This window comes from Chitinophaga niabensis (assembly GCF_039545795.1).
Classification (GTDB): domain Bacteria; phylum Bacteroidota; class Bacteroidia; order Chitinophagales; family Chitinophagaceae; genus Chitinophaga; species Chitinophaga niabensis_B.
Genome location: NZ_CP154260.1, coordinates 887,099 through 907,738 on the forward strand (window position 1 = coordinate 887,099; position 20,640 = coordinate 907,738).

15 protein-coding genes are annotated in these 20,640 nt (G+C 46.8%); 11 read left to right on the plus strand and 4 right to left on the minus strand.

Annotation, left to right across the window (positions count from 1 at the left end):
- Positions 1-29 precede the first annotated feature (29 nt).
- Positions 30-263 carry a molybdopterin converting factor subunit 1 gene (moaD, locus tag AAHN97_RS03800; RefSeq protein WP_343306226.1) on the plus strand — a complete coding sequence of 78 codons (234 nt, stop codon included), beginning with the start codon at positions 30-32 and terminating at the stop codon, positions 261-263.
- A gap of 3 nt (positions 264-266) precedes the next feature.
- A complete protein-coding gene (locus AAHN97_RS03805) occupies positions 267-683 on the plus strand; it encodes a molybdenum cofactor biosynthesis protein MoaE (RefSeq protein ID WP_074239668.1) in 417 nt (138 codons plus the stop codon).
- Here the strand turns inward: AAHN97_RS03805 and mobA are convergent.
- Positions 680-1,261, minus strand: a complete 582-nt coding sequence (mobA, locus tag AAHN97_RS03810) for a molybdenum cofactor guanylyltransferase (protein WP_343306227.1) — start codon at positions 1,259-1,261, stop codon at positions 680-682. The genes AAHN97_RS03805 and mobA overlap by 4 nt on opposite strands.
- The gene (moaC, locus tag AAHN97_RS03815) at positions 1,248-1,718 is read right to left on the minus strand and encodes a cyclic pyranopterin monophosphate synthase MoaC (RefSeq protein ID WP_343306228.1); all 471 of its coding nucleotides are present in this window, start codon (positions 1,716-1,718) and stop codon (positions 1,248-1,250) included. The genes mobA and moaC overlap by 14 nt, the downstream gene beginning before the upstream one ends.
- Positions 1,719-1,754: 36 nt before the next feature.
- On the opposite strand from moaC, the gene AAHN97_RS03820 reads away from it, so the two are divergent.
- The 6 genes from AAHN97_RS03820 to AAHN97_RS03845 all read left to right on the plus strand — a co-directional run bounded on the left by AAHN97_RS03820 (position 1,755) and on the right by AAHN97_RS03845 (position 13,118).
- Positions 1,755-2,963: a molybdopterin molybdotransferase MoeA gene (locus tag AAHN97_RS03820; RefSeq protein WP_343306229.1), complete on the plus strand. Its 1,209-nt coding sequence runs from the start codon at positions 1,755-1,757 to the stop codon at positions 2,961-2,963.
- A gap of 83 nt (positions 2,964-3,046) precedes the next feature.
- Complete coding sequence (uxuA, locus tag AAHN97_RS03825; RefSeq protein WP_343306230.1) at positions 3,047-4,198, plus strand: mannonate dehydratase; 1,152 nt, start codon at positions 3,047-3,049, stop codon at positions 4,196-4,198.
- Between the two features lie 40 nt (positions 4,199-4,238).
- The gene (locus AAHN97_RS03830) at positions 4,239-5,450 is read left to right on the plus strand and encodes a multidrug effflux MFS transporter (RefSeq protein ID WP_343306231.1); all 1,212 of its coding nucleotides are present in this window, start codon (positions 4,239-4,241) and stop codon (positions 5,448-5,450) included.
- A 42-nt stretch (positions 5,451-5,492) separates the two neighbouring features.
- On the plus strand, positions 5,493-11,252 hold the full coding sequence (locus AAHN97_RS03835) for an FISUMP domain-containing protein (protein WP_343306232.1): 5,760 nt from the start codon (positions 5,493-5,495) through the stop codon (positions 11,250-11,252).
- A 267-nt stretch (positions 11,253-11,519) separates the two neighbouring features.
- Positions 11,520-12,191: an NAD-dependent epimerase/dehydratase family protein gene (locus tag AAHN97_RS03840; RefSeq protein ID WP_343306233.1), complete on the plus strand. Its 672-nt coding sequence runs from the start codon at positions 11,520-11,522 to the stop codon at positions 12,189-12,191.
- Between the two features lie 3 nt (positions 12,192-12,194).
- Positions 12,195-13,118 carry a YihY/virulence factor BrkB family protein gene (locus AAHN97_RS03845; RefSeq protein WP_343306234.1) on the plus strand — a complete coding sequence of 308 codons (924 nt, stop codon included), beginning with the start codon at positions 12,195-12,197 and terminating at the stop codon, positions 13,116-13,118.
- Position 13,119: 1 nt separating this feature from the next.
- Here the strand turns inward: AAHN97_RS03845 and AAHN97_RS03850 are convergent, their stop codons facing one another.
- On the minus strand, positions 13,120-15,216 hold the full coding sequence (locus AAHN97_RS03850; RefSeq protein ID WP_343306235.1) for a type IA DNA topoisomerase: 2,097 nt from the start codon (positions 15,214-15,216) through the stop codon (positions 13,120-13,122).
- 20 nt (positions 15,217-15,236) lie between these two features.
- On the minus strand, positions 15,237-18,281 hold the full coding sequence (locus AAHN97_RS03855; RefSeq protein WP_343306236.1) for a CHAT domain-containing protein: 3,045 nt from the start codon (positions 18,279-18,281) through the stop codon (positions 15,237-15,239).
- A gap of 87 nt (positions 18,282-18,368) precedes the next feature.
- Between AAHN97_RS03855 and AAHN97_RS03860 the strand changes: the two genes are divergently transcribed.
- From AAHN97_RS03860 to AAHN97_RS03870, 3 genes are all read left to right on the plus strand, one after another.
- Positions 18,369-19,730, plus strand: coding sequence for an acyl-CoA dehydrogenase family protein (locus tag AAHN97_RS03860; protein WP_343306237.1), 1,362 nt, complete (start codon positions 18,369-18,371; stop codon positions 19,728-19,730).
- A 57-nt stretch (positions 19,731-19,787) separates the two neighbouring features.
- Positions 19,788-20,216, plus strand: coding sequence for an SRPBCC family protein (locus AAHN97_RS03865; protein ID WP_343306238.1), 429 nt, complete (start codon positions 19,788-19,790; stop codon positions 20,214-20,216).
- A gap of 66 nt (positions 20,217-20,282) precedes the next feature.
- A complete protein-coding gene (locus AAHN97_RS03870) occupies positions 20,283-20,543 on the plus strand; it encodes a hypothetical protein (RefSeq protein ID WP_343306239.1) in 261 nt (86 codons plus the stop codon).
- The last annotated feature ends 97 nt before the right edge of the window (positions 20,544-20,640 follow it).

A 20,640-nucleotide genomic window follows, 5' to 3' on the forward strand; every position in this document is an offset into this window, starting at 1 on the left:
TTATCGCCGCTATATTGTAGCTTTAAACCATGAGAGTTTTGTTATTCGGCATCATGAAAGACATTGTGGCTGCTAAAACACTGACAATAGAGGCGGAAATCCCCACCGTAGGGGATCTCAAACACTGGCTGAAACAGGAATATCCTGCCGTTCAGAACCTGAAAGCAGTTATGATTGCGGTGAACAAAACCTATGCGGCAGATGAAACCATCCTTTCCCCGGAAGATGAAATTGCCATCATCCCACCCTTAAGCGGAGGTTAATTTATGGAACAACTGATCAGGATCGCTGAGCATATTGATACGGCAGAAGCCATCGCATTCGTACAATCAGAAAAGAGCGGCGGCATTGTTACTTTTATTGGTACCGTACGGAACCAGACCCAGCAGAAAAAAGTGCTGAAACTGGTGTTTGAATGTTACGAACCCATGGCCATACTGGAAATGGAAAAGATCGCGGCACAGATGCAGGAAAAATGGCAGGTGCAGCGGGTAGCTATCTTACATGTAACAGGAGAGAAATTACCGGGAGAAGTAGTGGTAGCCATTGCTGTGGCTGCGCCACATCGCGGGGCTGCTTTTGAGGCCTGCCAGTATGCGATTGATACTTTAAAGGAAACAGTACCTATCTGGAAACAGGAGTTTTTTGAAGATGGGGCTGTTTGGGTAGCGGCACATCCTTAATTGATCTTATCCATCGCATCCTTCATCTCATCCGGGGTATTCGCATTAAACTGCTCCGTACTATAGGGATTCTTCAGGATCTCCACTTCCACCTTCAATAAAGTTTTACGTGGGCAGTTCTTCCCTTCCCTGAATTCCCTTTCCAAAGCAGCCAGCCCGGCAGGCTCCCAGATAGTGATCAACGGTTCCGGGGAAAAGTTAAACGGACTCAGAAAAGCGGTTGCCGCTTTACGTTCATCCCTGTTATTCAGCAGGTAAGCAATGCTGTGTTCACTGATCAGCGGAAGGTCGCAGGCCAATACCAGCCAGGCGGCATCAGGGTATGCGGCATAAGCACTGAGCAATCCCGAGGAAGGCCCTGCACCGATTACGCTATCCGGTATGAGGTTGTTACAGCCGGGAAATTCCTGTTCCGGCCGGCAGGAGAGATATACTTCCGGCAGAAAGGTTTTTAACAGATCGTGGAGGTATTGCCACTGGGGTTTGCCATGATAAGCGATCTGGCTTTTATCCTGTTGCATGCGGGTACTCAGGCCACCACATAATACCAGGCCTTTTATGTTGTTATCCGATATCATTTTTACCACCACTTTTACTGATGAGCCTGGTTTCCCTGATCACCATTTCATGAGAGAATGCTTTACACATATCATAAATAGTCAATGCAGCTACACTGGCCCCGGTAAGGGCTTCCATTTCCACGCCCGTTTTACCTGTTGTTTTAACGGTACAGCGGATCACTGCTTCAGAGCCTTCCAGCCGGATGCTGATCTGGCAATTGTCCAGCAGTAAGGTATGGCATAAAGGAATAAGTTCCGGGGTTTTTTTAGCCCCCATAATACCGGCAATGATGGCAGTCTGGAATACGGCCCCTTTTTTTGTTACCAGCTCCTGCCCGTTGAACTGTTGCAGGATAATGGCTGGTAAAAACACCCTGCTTTCTGCCACGGCTATCCGCTGTGTAGCGTCTTTTGCTCCCACATCTACCATCTGCGGCTGGCCACTTTCATCCAGGTGTGTAAAATCATTGCCCATAAATGCATTAAATTTATCAAAGCAAAAATAGTTAAAATGATGATGCGCGTACCAGAAGCTTTTGCGGCCATTATGGCTACAGTCCGTGATTTTGGAACAGAAATGGTGCCCTTTGAAAAGGCCACCGGAAGGGTATTGCGCGAAACTATTTATGCCGACAGGCCTTTTCCGCCTTTCGACCGGGTAATGATGGATGGCATTTCCATTTACTACGACAGTTACGTCCGCGGCCAGCGGGTATTTGGACTGGAAGACGTACAAGCAGCAGGCATGCCCCAGATGCAGCTCCGGAACCTGGCGGACTGTATGGAAGTGATGACGGGCGCTGTGCTGCCAGACCTTACAGATACTGTTATACCTTATGAACACCTGGATATTTCAGAACACGAAGGATTCCGGCGTTTTACCATTATTAAAGAAGTAAAGAAAGGTCAGTATATCCATCGCGCAGGATCTGATGCGCCGGAAGGAAAACCCTTACTGGAAAAGGGTATCCGGCTGGGAGCTGCAGAGGCAGGCGTGCTGGCCACTGTTGGCAAAACACAGGTATTGGTAAGTAAAGTCCCCAGGGTAGTGCTGGTCGCCACCGGTAATGAACTGGTGCCGGTAGAAAATAAACCGGAAGCACATCAGTTGCGCATCTCCAATATTTATAACCTGGCTGCTGCTTTACAGGGATTGGGTATACCTGCGGAAATGGTACACCTGCCGGATGATGTACAACACCTCAGCACCCATTTGAATAAACTCATTCCCGCCGCGGACCTGCTGATCTGCACAGGCGCTGTGTCTGCCGGGAAATATGATCACCTGCCGGAAGTATTGAAAAAAGCCGGCATGCAGGAAATATTCCATACCGTTCAGCAACGGCCCGGTAAACCATTATTGTTTGGAACTTTCCAAAACGGGCCGGTGGTATTTGCATTACCCGGTAACCCGGTTTCAGGATTCATGTGTTATTACCGGTATGTACAACCCTGGCTGAAAGCCTGCTTGCAGGATGCTGCCAACAAGCCGGAGTTTGCAGTACTGGAAGAAGATGTAACCTTTGATAAACCACTCGAATATTATCTCCCCGTAAAATTAAAATGTTCCCCGGAAGGAGTCTGGCTGGCAGCGCCTGCTGTTTACCATGGTTCCGGAGACCTGGCCAGCCTGCTGCTGGCGGATGCTTTTATGGCGCTACCTGCGGACCAGGACCTTTTCAGAAAAGGCAGCAGTTTCCCTGTTTGGAAATTCAGGTAACAGCAGATGCCTGCATTTACATCGTTATAATAAACAGTTGTTTGTTTTTTTTGCATCTTAGCAACATGGTAATGGAGCATACAATGCGTTGGTTCGGCCCCAACGATCCCGTTAGTTTAATGGATATCAGGCAGGCAGGTTGTACTGGTGTGGTAACAGCCCTGCATCACATTCCTGTTGGTGAAATATGGTCCCTGGAAGAAATACAGAAACGTGTGGCCATGATTGAAAAGGCGGGAATGACCTGGACAGTGGTAGAAAGCCTGCCGGTACATGAACATATTAAACAGCAAACAGGGCAATACCTGCTGTATATCGATCATTACAAACAAAGCTTACATAACCTCGCAGCCTGCGGTATCAGGGTGATCACCTATAATTTTATGCCTGTGCTGGACTGGATGCGTACGGATATTGATTACAGGATGCCGGATGGGAGTAAAGCATTATACTTCGAACGTTTATCCTTTATTGCATTTGATCTCTTCCTCCTGCAACGCCCCGATGCTGCAAAGGATTATACCCCCGAAGAGATCATGCAGGCCGGTCATCATTTTAAGGCCATGAGCAAAGAAGCAAAAGAGAAGTTGTTCAACAATACGCTGCTGGGCCTGCCGGGAAGTGATGACCGCTTTACCCCGGAAATGGTGCTCACCGCGCTGAAACAATATGAACATATTGATGCCAGACGTTTACAACAACATCTCTTTTATTTCCTGCAACAGGTAGTACCGGTAGCAGAAGAACTGGGCCTGAAAATGGCCATCCATCCGGATGATCCTCCATATCCTTTATTAGGTCTGCCACGTATCGTAAGCACGGAAGCAGACCTCGTGGCGTTGATGAATGCAGCACCATCTCCAGCTAACGGATTATGTTATTGCACCGGCTCTTTAAGTGTGCGCAGGGATAATGATCTGCCCGGTATTATCAGGAGGCATGGTGACCAGATCCACTTCATTCATCTCCGTAATACCAAACAGGATGACCAGGGAAACTTCTACGAAGCAGATCACCTGGATGGAGATGTGAACATGTTTGAAGTAGTAAAGGAACTCATCACCGTGATGCAAAGAAAACGTATATCCATTCCCATGAGGCCGGACCACGGCCACCAGATGCTGGACGACCTGGGAAAGAAAACCTACCCGGGATACAGTGCCATAGGGCGTTTAAAAGGCCTGGCAGAGTTAAGGGGTTTGGAGTATGGGCTGATCAATATTTTCTATCCATGAAAGTGAAATAATGTAGGCATCTTTGCGGAAATTCTAAAGATTGACACGCGCTACCTACTTTTCTCTGATCCTGATCCTGGGAGCACTCACCGCATTAGGCCCTTTTACAATAGACATGTACCTGCCCGGCTTTCCGGCTATTGCGAAAGACCTGAAAACGGATCTCTCCAGTGTAGGTTTATCCTTATCCAGTTATTTTGTAGGCATCTCTGCAGGACAATTGCTGTATGGCCCGCTGCTGGACAGGTTCGGGAGAAAGAAACCACTTTACATAGGATTGGTATTATACATTGTTGCCACTATCGGCTGCATCTTTGTGAACTCCATCGATAATTTTGTAGTACTCCGTTTTATCCAGGCAATCGGCAGTTGTGCAGCAGCTGTGGCATCCGTAGCTATGGTACGGGACCTGTTCCCGGTAAAAGACAGCGCCAAAGTATTCTCACTACTCATGTTAGTAGTAGCCTTATCTCCCATGATAGCACCTACGGTTGGTGGTTATGTGACCACTGAATTTGGATGGCATGCCGTATTTATTATTCTCACGGTAATGGGTATACTGGTATTGCTGTCCAGCATCCTGTGGTTACCAGGTAGTTACAAGCCGGATACTACCTTGTCGTTAATGCCATTGCCCATCATTAAGAATTTCCTGTCTGTTTTAAAAGTGCCGCAATTCTATACCTATACGTTTACGGCAGCCGTTGCATTCTCTGCTTTGTTCGCATACATCTCCGGTTCTCCCAAGATCTTTATGGCTATTTTCCAGGTGAGCGGTAAGGTCTATGGCTGGATCTTTGCGTTGTTATCAGTAGGCTTCATCGGGGCAAGCCAGGTGAATACCTTATTACTGAAAAAATACACCAGCGAACAGATCATTCCTGTAGCGCTCTTTGCACAATCTTTAACAGGGATCTTTTTTGTGATCGCTTCTATGAATGGCTGGCTGGGATTAACGGGTACCATTGTGGTATTATTTGTGTTCCTCTGCGGGCTTGGCTTCACCAACTCCAATGCCATTGCTTTAGCGCTGGCACCTTTTGAACGTAATGCCGGAACGGCCTCCTCTTTAATGGGAGCATTACAAATGGGTATTGGTACCCTGGCATCGGTACTTGTAAGTCTTTATAAATCAACGAGTGCATTGCCGGTGGCCATAGTGATGGCAGGTGCGGCTGTCCTGGCCCTGCTTATCCTGTTGACCGGCCGGAGGTATATCACAAAATCCAACGAAGTATCCATTTCGTCTTAGCATAAATCCTTATAGCTTTGCTTTTTGCAAGTGTTATATCCTATGCCTACTACCTCCCTGCTTAGATTTACTTTCTTACTATTATTAGTAACCCAGGCGGCTTTTAGCCAGACGGCGCCTCCTAAACCTGTGTTACATTGGCCGCTTGATCAAACGCAAGGGTATACTGAATTCTACCTTGACCTAAGATGGACTGTTGCATCAGGCAGTAATATCACATACGATGTTTATTTGGGGCCTGATGCTGATCACCTGCGTGTATTTGCAGAAAACGCCTTTGCCGATTTTACGAATGATTCCTGCGTGGTATACCAGGTAAATGATACCTTTCATTTACTCGCATTCTATCCACCTGATCAGCTATCCACCATTTACTGGAAAATAGTAGCGAAGGATAATGCAGGCCTCTCAACGGCAAGCGATGTATGGAACGTTACGATGGGCAGAATGAATATGTATCCGCCCGAGGCCCCCACGCAGCCGGTGCCTGCAAATAACGCAGTGAATATTTCCCGTGCTCCTTTATTGCAATGGACAGCCAGTACAGACCAGGATGGGGATATGCCTGTATATGATGTTTACCTGTCAACCAGTTCACAACCTGCTATTACTGACCGCATCGCCACAGGGCTTGCCAGTACCAGCTTCCAGGTGAATACACCTACAAAAGGGAATACTACTTATTACTGGAAAGTAGTAGCGAAGGACCCGGGTGAACTGGAGTCTTCAGGCAGTGTGTGGAAATTTACCACATTGAATACACCACCACCTGTTGTAACGCAATCATTCCCTGCACACCAGGCCGCTGATGTGGATTACAATCTTGCCATTACATGGGAGAAGGCAATAGATGAAGACAATGATACTGTGCATTATGAACTGTGGTATGGTGCCAATGCAGTGATGGATAGAATGCAGGTGACCAGCGATCTGTCCGTAACATTAAACCTGGCAGCCAATACTACCTATAGCTGGAAAGTAGTGGCAATAGATACCAAAGGAGGACGTTCAGAAACCGGTATTTACACATTCACTACCAAAAGTAATGCGGGGAATGCAGCACCTGCGATGACGCAATTGCTAAGCCCTTTGAATAATAGTACGGGTGTTATCTTCCAGCAGATGCTGCAGTGGAATGCTGCTGCAGATCCTGACAGCGATCCTGTAAAGTATACCGTATATATGGGAGCCACGCAGAACAATATGACGGCAGTGAGCACAGGTTTAACCAATACATCCTTCCTGCCGCCGATGTTGTCCGGCAAAACATATTACTGGAAAGTAGCGGCTTATGACGGCAAAGGTGGTGTAACGGAAAGTAATACCTGGCAATTCAGTACCACCACGGATGATCCGGGATTATTTAACTTCCGTTTTTATTATCGTTTTTCCGATCCCGCACAGTTATACAGATATGACCCGGCTACACTGTCTCCGGCTTTTGATCTCAATACTTCGAATTATACCACTATAGGAAGAACGACCTTCAAAGATGCCGTTGCCCTTGTACTGGATTATAGCGATCCTTCCACAGTAGTAAGTTTTGATGTTCCTCCTTCTCTTACAGTTACCGAAGGCATCACTTATAACTACGGGCTTCCATTTGGTGCCACTAAATATTACATGATCAGCGGAACTTTTGCTGCAGATAATATTATCACGGTGCATCTGCAAACCGGGGCAGCCAAACGTTCTTATACCATTAATGCAAAGGTCAATACGAAACCAACCAAACCCATGCTGCTGGAGCCTGCCAATAGTGCCGGCAACGTAAGTATTACACCGGAATTAAAATGGACGAACGGAGATGATCCGGATGGCGGTGCAGTTACCTACAGAGTATATTTAGGGGTTTCTTCCGGTCAGTTAAGCCCGCGTGGTTTTGTCAATACCAGATCTTTCCCGGTATCTCCTGCACTGTCCGGTTTACAACGCTATTACTGGAAAGTGATTGCATACGACCCCATGGGTGAATCAACGGAAAGCGATATACATACTTTTGTAACAGAGAAAATAGTAACACCCACAGTTCCTTCACTGGAGTATCCGCGTGAGATCTCTGTTTTTGTAGAAACGGATGTAACACTGGAATGGCGTTATGTGAATGATCCGGCCATCACCTATGATGTGTACCTGGATACAAAGTCAACACCAGACCGCGTAGCAGAGGGCATCACGGATAAACATTACGCCGTAACAAACCTGCTGCCGAATACAACCTATTACTGGAAGGTGGTAGCTAAAGACCAGCAGGGTGGCACTATCAGCAGTACTGTAAGGAAGTTTCTGACAAAACCCCCGAATAGTAATGAAACAGGTACATTCAGGGATGTACGGGATGGGCAGGTCTATCAATGGGTACGCATCAACGGCGAAAAATGGATGGTGCATAACCTGTCCTACCTGCCGGATGCGAAAGATGGATATTTCGGATATGAGATCTGGAATGAGATCAACAGAGATAAGAATTATACGGCCCTCAACAATAATAATGCGAACATCAGTAAATACGGCTACCTCTATACCTGGGCTGCTGCCATGAATTTTGATGCCCTGCCGGATACGGCCAGGAATATCCAGGGCGTTTGTCCCTGTGGCTGGCACGTTCCTGCTATAGAGGATTGGAATAAACTCTATCCGCTTACGAATAATAAACCTGCCATGATGCATTACAGCACATGGAATTTCAGTGGTAAGGAAAATGAATGGTTAAACAGTAGTGGTCTTAGTTTGTTGCCTTCCGGTTACTTTAACGGTTTTTACCCCCAGTTTGAAACCGGCACTAACCAGATATGGATTGCGCAGCGGGATAGGAAAACTACTGATCAGCGGGGTGTTTCCTATAGCCAGCAACAGAATTTCTACTTTCCTACCAACAATAATATTTATGGGGCTTCCGCTGTACGTTGTGTGAAAAATACACCTGATAATCATCCTCCGGCTGAACCGGTATTACAAAGCCCGTTAAATAATAGCCAGCATGTATCCTTCAACGGGCAATTACAATGGAATGCGGCAACAGACCCTGATAACGGAGATGTTGTGGTATATGATCTGTATATGGATACCACTGAAGTGCCGGCAAAATTGATACAGCAAGGCATAACTGCCACTACTTACCAGTTATCAGAACTGGAACCCGGCAAAAAATACTATTGGAGCATAAGGGCACGTGATACTTCCGGAGAGATAGCAGAAAGTGCTGTATGGTCATTTACCAGCCAAAATAATACAACCAACACTGCACCTCCCGCACCACAACTGATAACACCTGCACATCAAAGCACAGCTACCGGTGCTTTTCAATGGACATCCGTTACAGACCCTGATGGGGATGCGGTGGCATATCATTTTTATATCGGTAATCAACGGGCAAACCTGCAATTAACCGCCAGGAACCTCACAGCAACATCTTACCAGGTAAATAGCCTGACTGCCGGTATCACCTATTACTGGAAAGTAGTGGCAACAGATGCACATGGCGGAAGGTCAGAGAGTGCTGTAGGTGAATTTATTACCCCGAACCGTGCACCTGCTGTACCTGTATTATTAACGCCTGCCGATGGAGTGGAAGGTGTGCCCCTGCAGCAAGACCTGGTATGGACCGCAGTCACTGACCCGGATGGAGATAAGGTGTATTACAAATTGATGTTTGGAACTTCTCCTGCAGTATTGGGAGAATGGAGTACAGACCCCAATGCCACACGTTATGCCATCCCATGGAACTACCTGCAGGCTAATACCGTCTATTACTGGAAAGTGATCGCTACGGATGGAAAAGGTGGTGAGGCAGAAACGGCGGTGCGCAGTTTTAAAACAAATGGGGGAGCAGCTGCCGGTGTTGTTCCAACGCTTGTGAGCCCGCTTAATCTGGCTGTTAATGTAGATGTAAATCCGCTTCTTAAATGGACCAAACCAGGCACTGGTTTCAGGTATGATCTTTATGTAGGCGTGGAGAGTATGAGCCTGAGTCTGGTAGCAAATGATATTACAGACACTTCTTTTACGGTAGCACAGTTGTATGGCGCAAATAAACTGAAGCCGCACAGTATTTATTTCTGGAAGGTAATAGCGAAGAGTAGCAGCACCACACTTACGAGGGAATCAGCAACATGGCGGTTCACTACCATGAATAATCCACCTTCCAAACCCATACTGGCAAATCCTTCAAATCCTTCGGTTTCCCTTCCGGCAATACTTCGCTGGACGGCAGCCGCAGATCCTGATAATGATATCCTCGTGTATGATGTGTACTTCGGAACAGCTGCTGACCCTGCTGCAACCATTGCAACAGACCTGCAGTTGTTACAGCATACCACTGCTGCTTTGGCACCGGGAACTTATTATTGGAAAGTGGTAGTGAAAGATGCCTACGGTGGTTCAACATCCAGTGATATCAGCAGTTTTACAGTTCAATCACCTAAGCCTAATACAGCACCTCTGGCACCTGTGCTGGCAACACCTGAAAACGGCAAACACCTTTCTGCAACTACCACATTACTCACCTGGAATGGGGTGCAGGATGCAGATGGTGATCCGGTAGTATATGATGTGTATCTGGATAAGGGTCAGCAACCTGTTACGCGGATCGCGCAGTCACTCAGCGGCTTATCCTTTACAACGCCGGCCATTGACAATAACAGCGTTTATTACTGGAAAGTAGTAGCACGTGATCCTGCAGGAGCAGAGGGTGTCAGCCAGGTATTTTCCTTCACAGGCCGCAATGATGCGCCATCCATACCTGTGCTGCAAACACCTGCAAACAACAGCGATATTACCACTGCCACTGCAACACTTACCTGGTCTGCAAGCACAGATGCAGATAGCGGGCCGCCTGAGTATGATGTCTATATCGGCACAGCTGCGAATGCTTTGCAAAAAGCAGGAACGGTAAACGCCAATACATTCACTACTTCAACACTAACATCCAATACAACGTATTACTGGAAAATAGTAGCAAGGGACCCGGAGCAGGCCACTGCAGAAAGTGCGGTCTGGGCATTCACCTATAAAGTACCTGTTGTAAACCAGCCACCCGTTGCACCACAATTATTGACGCCGGCAGATCAAAGTAAACTGGCCGCCACACAACCGGTTGTATTTACCTGGACGGCAGCTTCAGATCCGGAAAATGGCCCTGTTACTTATGACCTGTATGTATCAGATGTAAAAGTAGTAGCAGGACTTACAACATTAAGCTATACACATACTAATCTTGCAGCTAATACTTATAACTGGAAAGTTGTAGCAAAAGATGATCACAGCCATACCACAACAAGTGCCGTCCGCAGTTTTACCACGGTGAATGCATTCACCATTTCCGGCAAAGTGAATTTTGCAACCGGGCGCGGATTGCCGAATATACTACTCAGCGCTTTGGTGAAAACAGACGATAATGGAAACTACAGCGTAAGTGTACCGCCGGGTTGGAGTGGTACATTTAAACCGGTATTCTGGAATTATGAGTTTGAGCCAAAAGAGATCGTATATACCAATGTGCTATCAGACTTCAATGCACAGGATTATATAGTGAAAGTGATCACAGCCGTAAATAACCCGGAACTGGATTCACTGGTTAAAGTACAGCCAAACCCAACTTCCGGGCCTGTGGAGATCATCCTGCCGATATCCCTTCATACCTGGCAGCTGGAAGTACATGATATAAAAGGGATGCTGGTGCATGAACAAAAGATAGCCGGCAATACCGGGAGATTACAGATCCGTATTCCTGGTAAAGGCGTCTTTTTATTAAGGCTCAGCAACCAGAAAAAAACGATCGTGAGAAAGATCATTGTACTTTAACCTGTGTGCAATCCGTTACATGCCTGATTCAACAGGTATCCGGCTTCAGAGGTGGGTAAGCCATCCGGGCGTGATGACGGAGAGCTGGGGAACGGTCCTGGTGGCAATGGCAAGCTGGTGCGCAACTACATCACCTAAAGTGGTTTGCCTGACTGGTGTTGAGACATTGGGCTGTTTTTTATTGGTGGTTTAATATGTTCTGCCTGAAATAGCCAATAAAATTTATTAAAAATCTCAGTTTCCCGGCTTTCTCCCTACATTTGGCTGATGAATAAAGACTTAAGGGTAATTATTACAGGAGCCACCGGCATGGTGGGAGAGGGCGTACTGCATGAATGCCTGCAAAGCCCTGATATTACTGCCGTACTGTTGATCAACCGCAAGCCTTCAGGGGTTACACATCCCAAGCTGAAAGAGATCATTCATAGCGATTTCTTCGAGCTGTCTTCCATTGAAGGGCAATTGAGCGGGTACGATGCCTGTTACTTCTGCCTGGGCGTATCTGCCATTGGTATGAATGAAGAAGATTATTACAGGATGACCTATACCCTTACGCTGTACATAGCACAGGTCCTGAGTAAGGTCAATCCTGAAATGGTGTTTTGTTATGTGTCCGGCTCGGGAACAGACAGTTCAGAGAAAGGCCGGGTAATGTGGGCGAGGGTAAAAGGCAAAACAGAGAATGATCTCATGAACCTGCCTTTCAAAAAAGTATATGCATTCCGCCCCGGTTATATGCAGCCTACAAAGGGCCTGAAGAATGTGAAGAAGTATTATAATTATATGAGCTGGATGTATCCTTTCTTCAGAACAGTGTTCCCTTCTTTTGTGAGCACCTTAAAAGAACTGGGCCAGGCCATGATAGCCGTTACAAAAGATGGTTATCCTAAAAAGGTATTGGAAGTAAAGGATATTATTAAGTTGGCAAAGTCGGTTTAACCCATGGAAAGCAAGCGGGAACACTTAAAAAGCTGGCAGAAATTCTTCCTGTCATTCAAAGATGCATTCAACGAATTGTCTGCCAATGACCCCTTGCGCATGGCGGGTGCCACCGCCTTTTTTACCACTTTCGCTTTACCTGCCATCCTGGTGATCATCATCCAGATGTTAAGGCTCATCTTTGAGCCCAGGGTGATCAGCCGCCAGCTTTTTGATGAACTGAGGGCCATCATCGGGGACGAAACCACACAGGATGTAATCCATACCCTCCGGGCTTTCCGTGGCATTGCGCAAAGCTGGCTGATTGCCATCAGTGGTTTTATCTTCCTCTTATTTGTTGCCACCACTTTGCTGAAAGTAATGAAAAGCTCGGTGAACCAGATCTGGAGCCTGCGGCCGATCGCCAAAGGGAATTTCAAACAGATCATGGTATCCCGCCTGAAAGGGGTGCTGGTGATCCTGTTCACGGCCGTACTTTTTGTAATAGGCATCCTCGCTGATGCGGCACAGGCTTTCCTGGGTCATTATATTGAGAAGGGATTGCCGGAGCTGATGATCTTCTATGAAAGTGTGCTGCGTTATCTTGTTTCGATCCTTACTGTTACACTCTGGTTTGCATTGGTGTTCTACCTCTTACCGGATGGGCGTCCGCGCTGGAAGATCTTATTCACCAGTGCGCTGGTTACAAGTGTACTGTTCAATGTGGGGAAACTGGTACTTCATTGGTTGCTGACATACAGCAATATCAACACTATTTACGGGGCTTCCGCTTCTACCGTGCTTTTACTGCTCTTTGTATTCTATACTTCCCTGATCTTTTATTATGGGGCTGCTTTTGCGAATGTATGGTCCAATGCCAATGGTTATCCCATTCAGCCATTGCCACATGCTATTAAGTATCAGCTGACGGATGTAGAGGAAGAATAAGTTATTCCATCTCCAGGTTGAAGTCTGCATTGAACACCAGTTTGGCTTCTTTCTCCGTATCGCTGCCGGGTACTTTCAGGCCTTTAATTTTACCGGTCTTTCCTTTGTTAAGCAGGTCTGCGATCTGTTTATCCGTGAGCTTTTTGCCCAGTACTTCAAAGGGCAGCTTGAATCCGCAAACGCTGTAGTTGCCGCAGCCATAAGCCGTATTCCCTTTCTTTACCGTATGCGTTTTGCATTTAGGGCATTTCAGTTCTTCTATCACCACCGCCACTTTGGGTTTCGGTTCCGGCGGGGGAGGGGCATCCGGGGCAATGGTGATCACTTTGTAAGAACTTGTTTTTACTTCCCGTGTGAGCTCTGTTACCATCTCTATCAGTTCCTGCTTGAAGGTTTCCATCGCATATTCCCCTTTTTCTATCAGGCGTAATTTGCGCTCCCAGGTGCCCGTTAATTCAGGACTTTTCAGTAGTTCTGATTGGATGGTATCAATGAGGTCCATACCGGTCTGTGTAGCAAAGATGTTCTTTTTCTTCTTCTCTATATACTTCCTTCTGAAGAGTGTTTCAATGATGTTGGCGCGGGTAGAAGGCCGGCCGATACCATTATCTTTCAGCAGCTCACGCATTTCTTCATCTTCCACCTGTTTGCCCGCAGTTTCCATGGCACGCAGTAAGGTAGCTTCCGTATAAGGTTTGGGAGGTGTGGTCTTTCCTTTGTGTACTTTAGGTTTGTGTGGCCCGCTTTCACCGGCTACAAATACAGGCAGGATCTTTTCTTCCTCTTCTTCCCCTTCTTTCTTTTCCGTTACATCATTGGCATATACTTCTTTCCAGCCCGGCTCCAGGATCTGTTTACCCGTTGCTTTAAAAGGTACCTGGCCTACTTTCCCTAACACTGTTGTATTGGCGATCTTACATTCCGGGTAAAATGCCGCAATGAAACGGCGGGCGATGAGGTCGTAGATCCTTTTTTCATCCAGGTGAAGCCCTTCAGGATACATGCCGGTGGGAATAATGGCATGGTGATCGGTTACTTTCTTATCGTCAAATACAGTTTTAAGTTTGGGAATGGGATTGGCCAGGATGGGGGCGATCAGCGCTTTGTAGGGCGTGAGGTCTTCCATAATGCCGGCAATCTTTGGATGCAGGTCTTCAGAAAGGTAAGTGGTATCTACCCTGGGATAGGTGACCAGTTTCTTTTCATACAGGCTTTGCACATGTTTGAGTGTATCGTCCGCAGAGTAAGCATATTTCTTATTGGCTTCTACCTGCAGGGCGGTAAGGTCAAATAAACGGGGATTACCTTCTTTTCCTTCTTTCCTTTCAAAGGAAGTGATCTCAAAGGGATGTTGTTTCAGGTACTCCAGGCCGTTGTTGGCCTTGTCTACATTTTTGAGCCGGTCAATAGCTGCCGTGAATTCTGTTTCGCGGTAAATGGTTTTTAGTTCCCAGTATTCTTCAGATACAAAGGCATTGATCTCTTTTTGCCGCTGCACGATCATGGCCAGGGTAGGTGTTTGTACCCTGCCGATGGATAATACTACTTTCCCTTGTGCAAACTTTTTAGTGAAAAGGCGGGTGGCGTTCATGCCCAGCAGCCAGTCTCCAATAGCCCTGGCGCTGCCTGCCGCATATAAGTTATTGTATTGTTCAGCTTCTTTTAATTTCTGAAAACCTTCCCGGATGGCTTCTTCCGTGAGAGAGGAGATCCAGAGCCTTTTAACCGGTACGGCGCATTTTGCTTTCAGTAATACCCAGCGTTGGATGAGTTCTCCTTCCTGGCCGGCATCCCCGCAGTTGATCACTTCTTCACTTTCCTGTACCAGTTGTTCTATGATCTTGAATTGCCTTTGTACGCCGTTGTTTTCAATGAGTTTGATACCAAAGCCGGAAGGGATCATGGGAAGGTCCTCCAGGCGCCAGTAACGCCATTGTTCATAGTAGTCGTGCGGCTCTTTGAGGGTGCAGAAGTGTCCGAAGGTCCAGGTGACCTGGTATCCATTGCCTTCATAGAAGCCATCCCTGCGCTGTTTCGCTCCCAGCACTTCTGCTATGTCTTTTGCCACGCTTGGCTTTTCGGCAATGCAAACTTTCATACGGAGCGAAGGTAAAAAAATCAGACTAACTCTGCTAATCTTGCCCGCAGCTTGTTTACTTCCTCTGCCCGGGCAATACCTGCACCGCTGAGGATATTCGTGAGGAATTCAAGGTGATTGATCACCACCATCTTTTTACCCTTGGACTCTGCTTTTTTCCATACATCATGATAGCTTTTAAATACAGCGTCATGCGTAGTGAACTGTTTGTCCCTGCAGGCATCCAGGATCCAGTTGCAGCAATGTACATTGGCGTTGTTGATCATCTGCCAGTAATCGAATTTACGGCCGGGTGTACTGATCAGTTTATTGAGGGCTTCCTGCAGCTGCTCTGTTGGCGGAAGGGTATAACTTTCTTCATTGAACTGCACGGTAGCACCCCAACTCCTTGCTGCAGCTACATTCACAATAGCTTCCAGCTCTATCCAGTTAGTATAGGCATAGGCCAGCGTGGTATTGCCTTCTATACTGCAGGCTTTCTGATAATAGTAGGCTGCTGCCTGGCAGGCTTTTATTTTCTCTGCAGGATCTTCCTGCAGCATGGCTCTCCGTTTATAATTGCTGCCCACCAGGCTGTAACGTTCTGCGGTTGGCCCCAGGCCCAGGAGGATCATTAATTGCGAATCAATGTAACCGATCTCCTGCAGTAGAATATCTGCGGTGAAATTGGCGCGGCGTTCGTAACACATTTTGGAACGTACGCTCAGGTATTTTTCCATTACGGAAAAAGAAAAGGAAGCATCTTCTACCTGCAGTAATGCCTGGAATTTTTCACTCGCATCTTCATACCGGAAAAGGTCTGCATAGATCAGCGCTTCCTTTTCCGTGATCCTGGCGGTACGGATGCCGGCACTGTCTACTGCTGCGGATATTTCAGCTAATTGCTGCAGAAAACTTTCATCTTTTGCCGCACCCATCTCCAGCTGGTTGCGGAGGTTGGAGAGGTCTATCTCTGCTTCCTGTGAGATCATATAACTGCGCTGGCTTTGGCCGGACCAGCCCCTGTTGTTGAAACGGTAGAAAGGATCACCGTAACATTGATAGGCTCCCCAGGTATTGGTATCACTGAAATCTTCATAGATCCTGCTGCGTGCTTTTTTCACGGCTTCACCAAAAGTTTCCCCGTTAAACATCAGCTGGTAGAATGTTTCCGTAAAGGCCAGTGCGGCGGCATCACTTACTGCCCATCCTGCGGCAATCACTGCTTTTACGCCATTTTGTATCAGCTGTGTGCCAATATTGGCGGCAAATTTATAACGTTGCTGGTAGTATCTGTTATCCATGCCCTGTGTTTTGCCCAGGGAACAGCAGTTCACAAATACAAACTCCGGCACGGAGCTCATCTGTGCAATTTCTCCCGAGGTGAGGAAGATGTCCTTACCAATCACCATACCGGTTTCACCGGGCTTTTCAGGGTTATAGGAACCATGCCCGGCCAGGTGAATGATCTTGTACACATTGCCGAATAATGCTTCTGTGATAGCAGTGGCATTGCCGTTGATAATCGTGTTTACTTCAAAGTTATGATTGTTCAGTTTCTGCTCTACGATCTTTCCTTCTTTAATGGCACCTGGTAATTGCGGGAGAAAGCCGAAGAGTTTAGGATCTCCTATCACCAATGCATTATTGGCTGCCACGCTTTGTACCCTGTTCCTGAAATTATTGGTGACCATCTGGCGGATCATACCGGAGTTGATGCACAGTGGTTTTGCACTGGGGGAAGTGGTGTCCTGCAATAATTCCCAGGGATAAGCTGCTGTATCCTGGTCAAGGATCCAGTTGATATTTCCCTGCCGTTTCAACTGCTCTTTAAATGCATTCGGGATCAGCAGTTCAAATACGGTTTGTGCAAGTGCCGGTGTCCATTTATTATTGGTGGAGATATCTTCTATCAGTTGATCCAATACCTGGGTACTGCTGAAGAGATTACTTTGCTCTTCCCGCGCAGAGCCGGTGGAAGCATTAAAAACAAGGGATTTGAAACGTGTATTCGCGTCCTGTGACTGGGTAACGGTTATCCTGCTCCACCAGCCTTCTCCTGATTTTTCAATGATCCGCTGCCTGCTGCCGGGCAGCATACTGATGCGTTTCTTTTCTATACTGATATTGTAAGAGTTGGTTACATCCTCTTCCAGTTTACTGATGGAATACAGGCAGCTCACGGCACGGTCTTCATACAGTTCAATGAATTCCAGTTGCTCTATCAATTTTGCGTTACCAGAAAAGAGTTTATGGATCTTTTCATTCGCATACTGGATGCCCAGTATAATACCACTGATGGCATTTTCCACACTCAGCCCGCCGTATCCGCAACCAATGATCAATGAAGAAATACCAACAGGCCCATCGTAATTATTGCCGGGATTATAGAGCTCACGCTTCAGGTCAATCAGGTATTTGGCAACCCCTCTTTCCACGGTATTGGCCAGTTGAAAGGAGGTCAGTGTTTCCGGTTTCCCCAATCCTACAATGATAGCGCCTGCAAAAGTGGTTTGGGGGCTGATAACGATCTCCGTGGTACCAATTTCACCGGGATAGATCCCCAGGTTATGTTTTTCGCGCAAAGCACCTTTCAGCGCTTTATCCACTTCGCTTTCCGCATAAAGGATGGCGTCTCCCATGAAGTGCCCTGCCAGCAAGGGGTAACTGGCAAACCTCAGGTCTCCCTGCATAATGCTTACCTGCAGGGGATGCCGGACAGTAACCGTAGCGGCGGGTGTACCTGCCTGGCGGCCTTTGAGGTTCAGGCCCCGGGAGTCGTCACTGCCGTTCTGATGAAGATGTATGAATTGAACAGGGCTATCTATTTTAACCCCATAAGGCACTATCAGTGCCGGTATTTCAAATGGGTCTGATACTACGAGGGGAAACAGGAGGTCCAGCTCATCCTGGCCACAGCGCCAGGCCGTTTTGTCTTCCAGTACAAACTCCAATGTAATGTCCGCATTGATGGGTAATTCCAACAATTCAGCTGTGCTTTTTGTACTATAGGTGGAAACTGTGGTGGATGCACCAGGCGCTCTTGGCTGCAGTTCCCCTCTGATGAGGACCTTATTGATTTTCATGTTTGGGGTAATGTGGGACCGAGGTAAATATTCCCCTAAATATAAGAATAATATTAGTTTTGATGTTCACGATTAAAAATATCTCTTATGGCTGGTACATTCTCCAAAATTAAGAACGCATATAATCTGTTCAGGTCAATTGATTTCGATAAGCTGGGAAAGTTGTCGCAGAAAGTAGACCTGCAAAAGGTAATGGATGGTTTTTCCAAACTGGATGATAATCAGTTGAAGGGCCTGATGCATATGCTGGATGGTGGTAGTGGAAAGAAGAAAGAGCTGCCGGCGATCAATGGTGATTTTTATGAATTGCATCTGCGCCTGAGTGAAGAAGATCGTGCCACACAACTGAAAGTGCGTGAATTCATGGAACGTGAAATACAACCCATCGTCAATAATTTCTGGTTGCATGACGACTTCCCTTTTGAAGTGATCCCTAAGTTCGCAGCGCTTGGTTTGTGCGGGGTAACGTACCAGGGTTATGACTGCCCGGGCAAGTCTTTCCTGATGGAAGGGGTTATTGCCATGGAAATGGGGAGGGTGGATGCTTCCATTGCTACTTTCTTTGGTGTACATAGCGGACTGGCCATGGGCTCCATTTATATTTGCGGATCGGAGGAACAGAAACAGGAATGGCTGCCAAAGATGCATAAGATGCAGGCCGTAGGTGCATTTGGCCTTACGGAGCCGGAAGTAGGTTCCGGTGCTGCAGGCGGGCTTACCACCACTGCTAAAAGAACAGCAGATGGCTGGGTGCTCAACGGGCAGAAGAAATGGATCGGTAATGCCACTTTTGCGGATGTGGTAGTGATATGGGCAAGGGATGTTGATGATAACCAGGTGAAAGGATTCCTCGTAAGGAAAGGCACACCGGGTTTTGTAGCAGAAAAGATCAAAGGAAAGATGGCGCTGCGTATTGTGCAGAATGCGCTTATTACCATGACGGATTGTGTAGTGGAGGAGAAAGACCGCCTGCAGAACGCCAATTCTTTCAAAGACACTGCAAAAGTACTACAGATGACCCGTGCCGGCGTTGCCTGGATGGCAGTAGGTTGTGCACGCGGGGCTTATGAAAATGCACTTGATTATACCCGCAAACGTAAACAGTTTGGTAAACCTATCGCTTCTTTTCAACTGATACAGAACCACCTTGTGGAAATGCTGTCCAACTTAACGGCCATGCAATCCCTCGTATTCCGTTTATCTGAACTGCAGGACCAGGGGATGTTAAAAGATGAACATGCTTCCCTGGCCAAAGTGTTCTGTTCGTTACGCACACGGGACATTGTGAGTAGGGCAAGGGAAGTGATGGGCGGAAACGGCATTCTGCTGGAACACAATGTGGCCCGTTTTGTGGCGGATGCGGAAGCCATCTATTCCTACGAAGGCACCAAGGAAATTAACTCCCTGATCGTAGGCCGCGCTATCACCGGGTTCAGTGCTTTTGTGTAAACAACCATAGCGTGGCATGTGATTTGGCGTACGATCATTGTACTAAAAATTACAACCATGAAAGGGAATCTCATATCGGAAACATCTGTAAGCATCAAAGCTTCTGCTGCCAGGGTATGGAAAGCTATAACAGACCCAAAAAGCATTAAGCAATACCTGTTTGGTACCAAAGTGACCTCCGACTTTAAAGAAGGCAGTGAGATCACTTATGAAGGAGAATTTGAAGGTAAGTCTTATAAGGACAAAGGTGTGATCCAAAAAATGGAACCGGGTAAAATATTTCAAAGCACTTTTTTAAGTGGCGCGAAGGAAGATAAACCCGAGAATTATAACCTGGTCACCTACAGATTAGCAGAGGACCAGGGCAAAACCGTGGTCACACTTTCGCAGGATAATATTGCTTCAGAAAAGGAAAAGGAACATTCAGACGGGAACTGGTCTGCCGTGTTGAAAAAATTAAAAGAAGTGGTAGAAGCAGAAGGATAAAACTTTTTTCCTTCCATAAATTATTGCACCTTGCGCCCTCATTTTTCATAGATTAGACAGCGAGCAATGGCCATTAAAAAGATCGTAAGGTTTAGTAAAGTATTTAGTATAGAGCAACACCAGGTAGAATTTGATTTCAATCCCATGAACGCTAAGGACCCGCAGTTATACCAGGTTTATTTTATGTACGGACCCAAAAAGGTGCGTTTTCATATGCAGATAAACAGCGAGGGGCAGTTTGTGATCACGGATAAGAACAGGTGCCCGGATAAATGTAATGCTTTGGAAAGCGAGTTCTCCCGGGCCATCCTGGAATCCATCGACTAGATAAACCATAATATTTTACCCCGATATGCAACTTTTATTGGCGCCATTCGTCTTTCTTAGGGCGGATGGCGCAAACGTTTGTTCCCCAGGTCATTTA

Excerpts from the sequence above, each read along its gene's own strand:
- AAHN97_RS03805 (WP_074239668.1), top strand. The coding sequence starts at position 267 with ATGGAACAACTGATCAGGATCGCTGAGCATATTGATACGGCAGAAGCC.
- AAHN97_RS03820 (WP_343306229.1), top strand. The coding sequence starts at position 1,755 with ATGATGATGCGCGTACCAGAAGCTTTTGCGGCCATTATGGCTACAGTC.
- mobA (WP_343306227.1), bottom strand. The coding sequence starts at position 1,261 with ATGATATCGGATAACAACATAAAAGGCCTGGTATTATGTGGTGGCCTG.
- AAHN97_RS03845 (WP_343306234.1), top strand. The coding sequence starts at position 12,195 with ATGGAAAGCAAGCGGGAACACTTAAAAAGCTGGCAGAAATTCTTCCTG.
- moaC (WP_343306228.1), bottom strand. The coding sequence starts at position 1,718 with ATGGGCAATGATTTTACACACCTGGATGAAAGTGGCCAGCCGCAGATG.
- moaD (WP_343306226.1), top strand. The coding sequence starts at position 30 with ATGAGAGTTTTGTTATTCGGCATCATGAAAGACATTGTGGCTGCTAAA.
- AAHN97_RS03850 (WP_343306235.1), bottom strand. The coding sequence starts at position 15,216 with ATGAAAGTTTGCATTGCCGAAAAGCCAAGCGTGGCAAAAGACATAGCA.
- AAHN97_RS03865 (WP_343306238.1), top strand. The coding sequence starts at position 19,788 with ATGAAAGGGAATCTCATATCGGAAACATCTGTAAGCATCAAAGCTTCT.
- AAHN97_RS03860 (WP_343306237.1), top strand. The coding sequence starts at position 18,369 with ATGGCTGGTACATTCTCCAAAATTAAGAACGCATATAATCTGTTCAGG.
- AAHN97_RS03855 (WP_343306236.1), bottom strand. The coding sequence starts at position 18,281 with ATGAAAATCAATAAGGTCCTCATCAGAGGGGAACTGCAGCCAAGAGCG.
- AAHN97_RS03835 (WP_343306232.1), top strand. The coding sequence starts at position 5,493 with ATGCCTACTACCTCCCTGCTTAGATTTACTTTCTTACTATTATTAGTA.
- AAHN97_RS03840 (WP_343306233.1), top strand. The coding sequence starts at position 11,520 with ATGAATAAAGACTTAAGGGTAATTATTACAGGAGCCACCGGCATGGTG.
- uxuA (WP_343306230.1), top strand. The coding sequence starts at position 3,047 with ATGCGTTGGTTCGGCCCCAACGATCCCGTTAGTTTAATGGATATCAGG.
- AAHN97_RS03870 (WP_343306239.1), top strand. The coding sequence starts at position 20,283 with ATGGCCATTAAAAAGATCGTAAGGTTTAGTAAAGTATTTAGTATAGAG.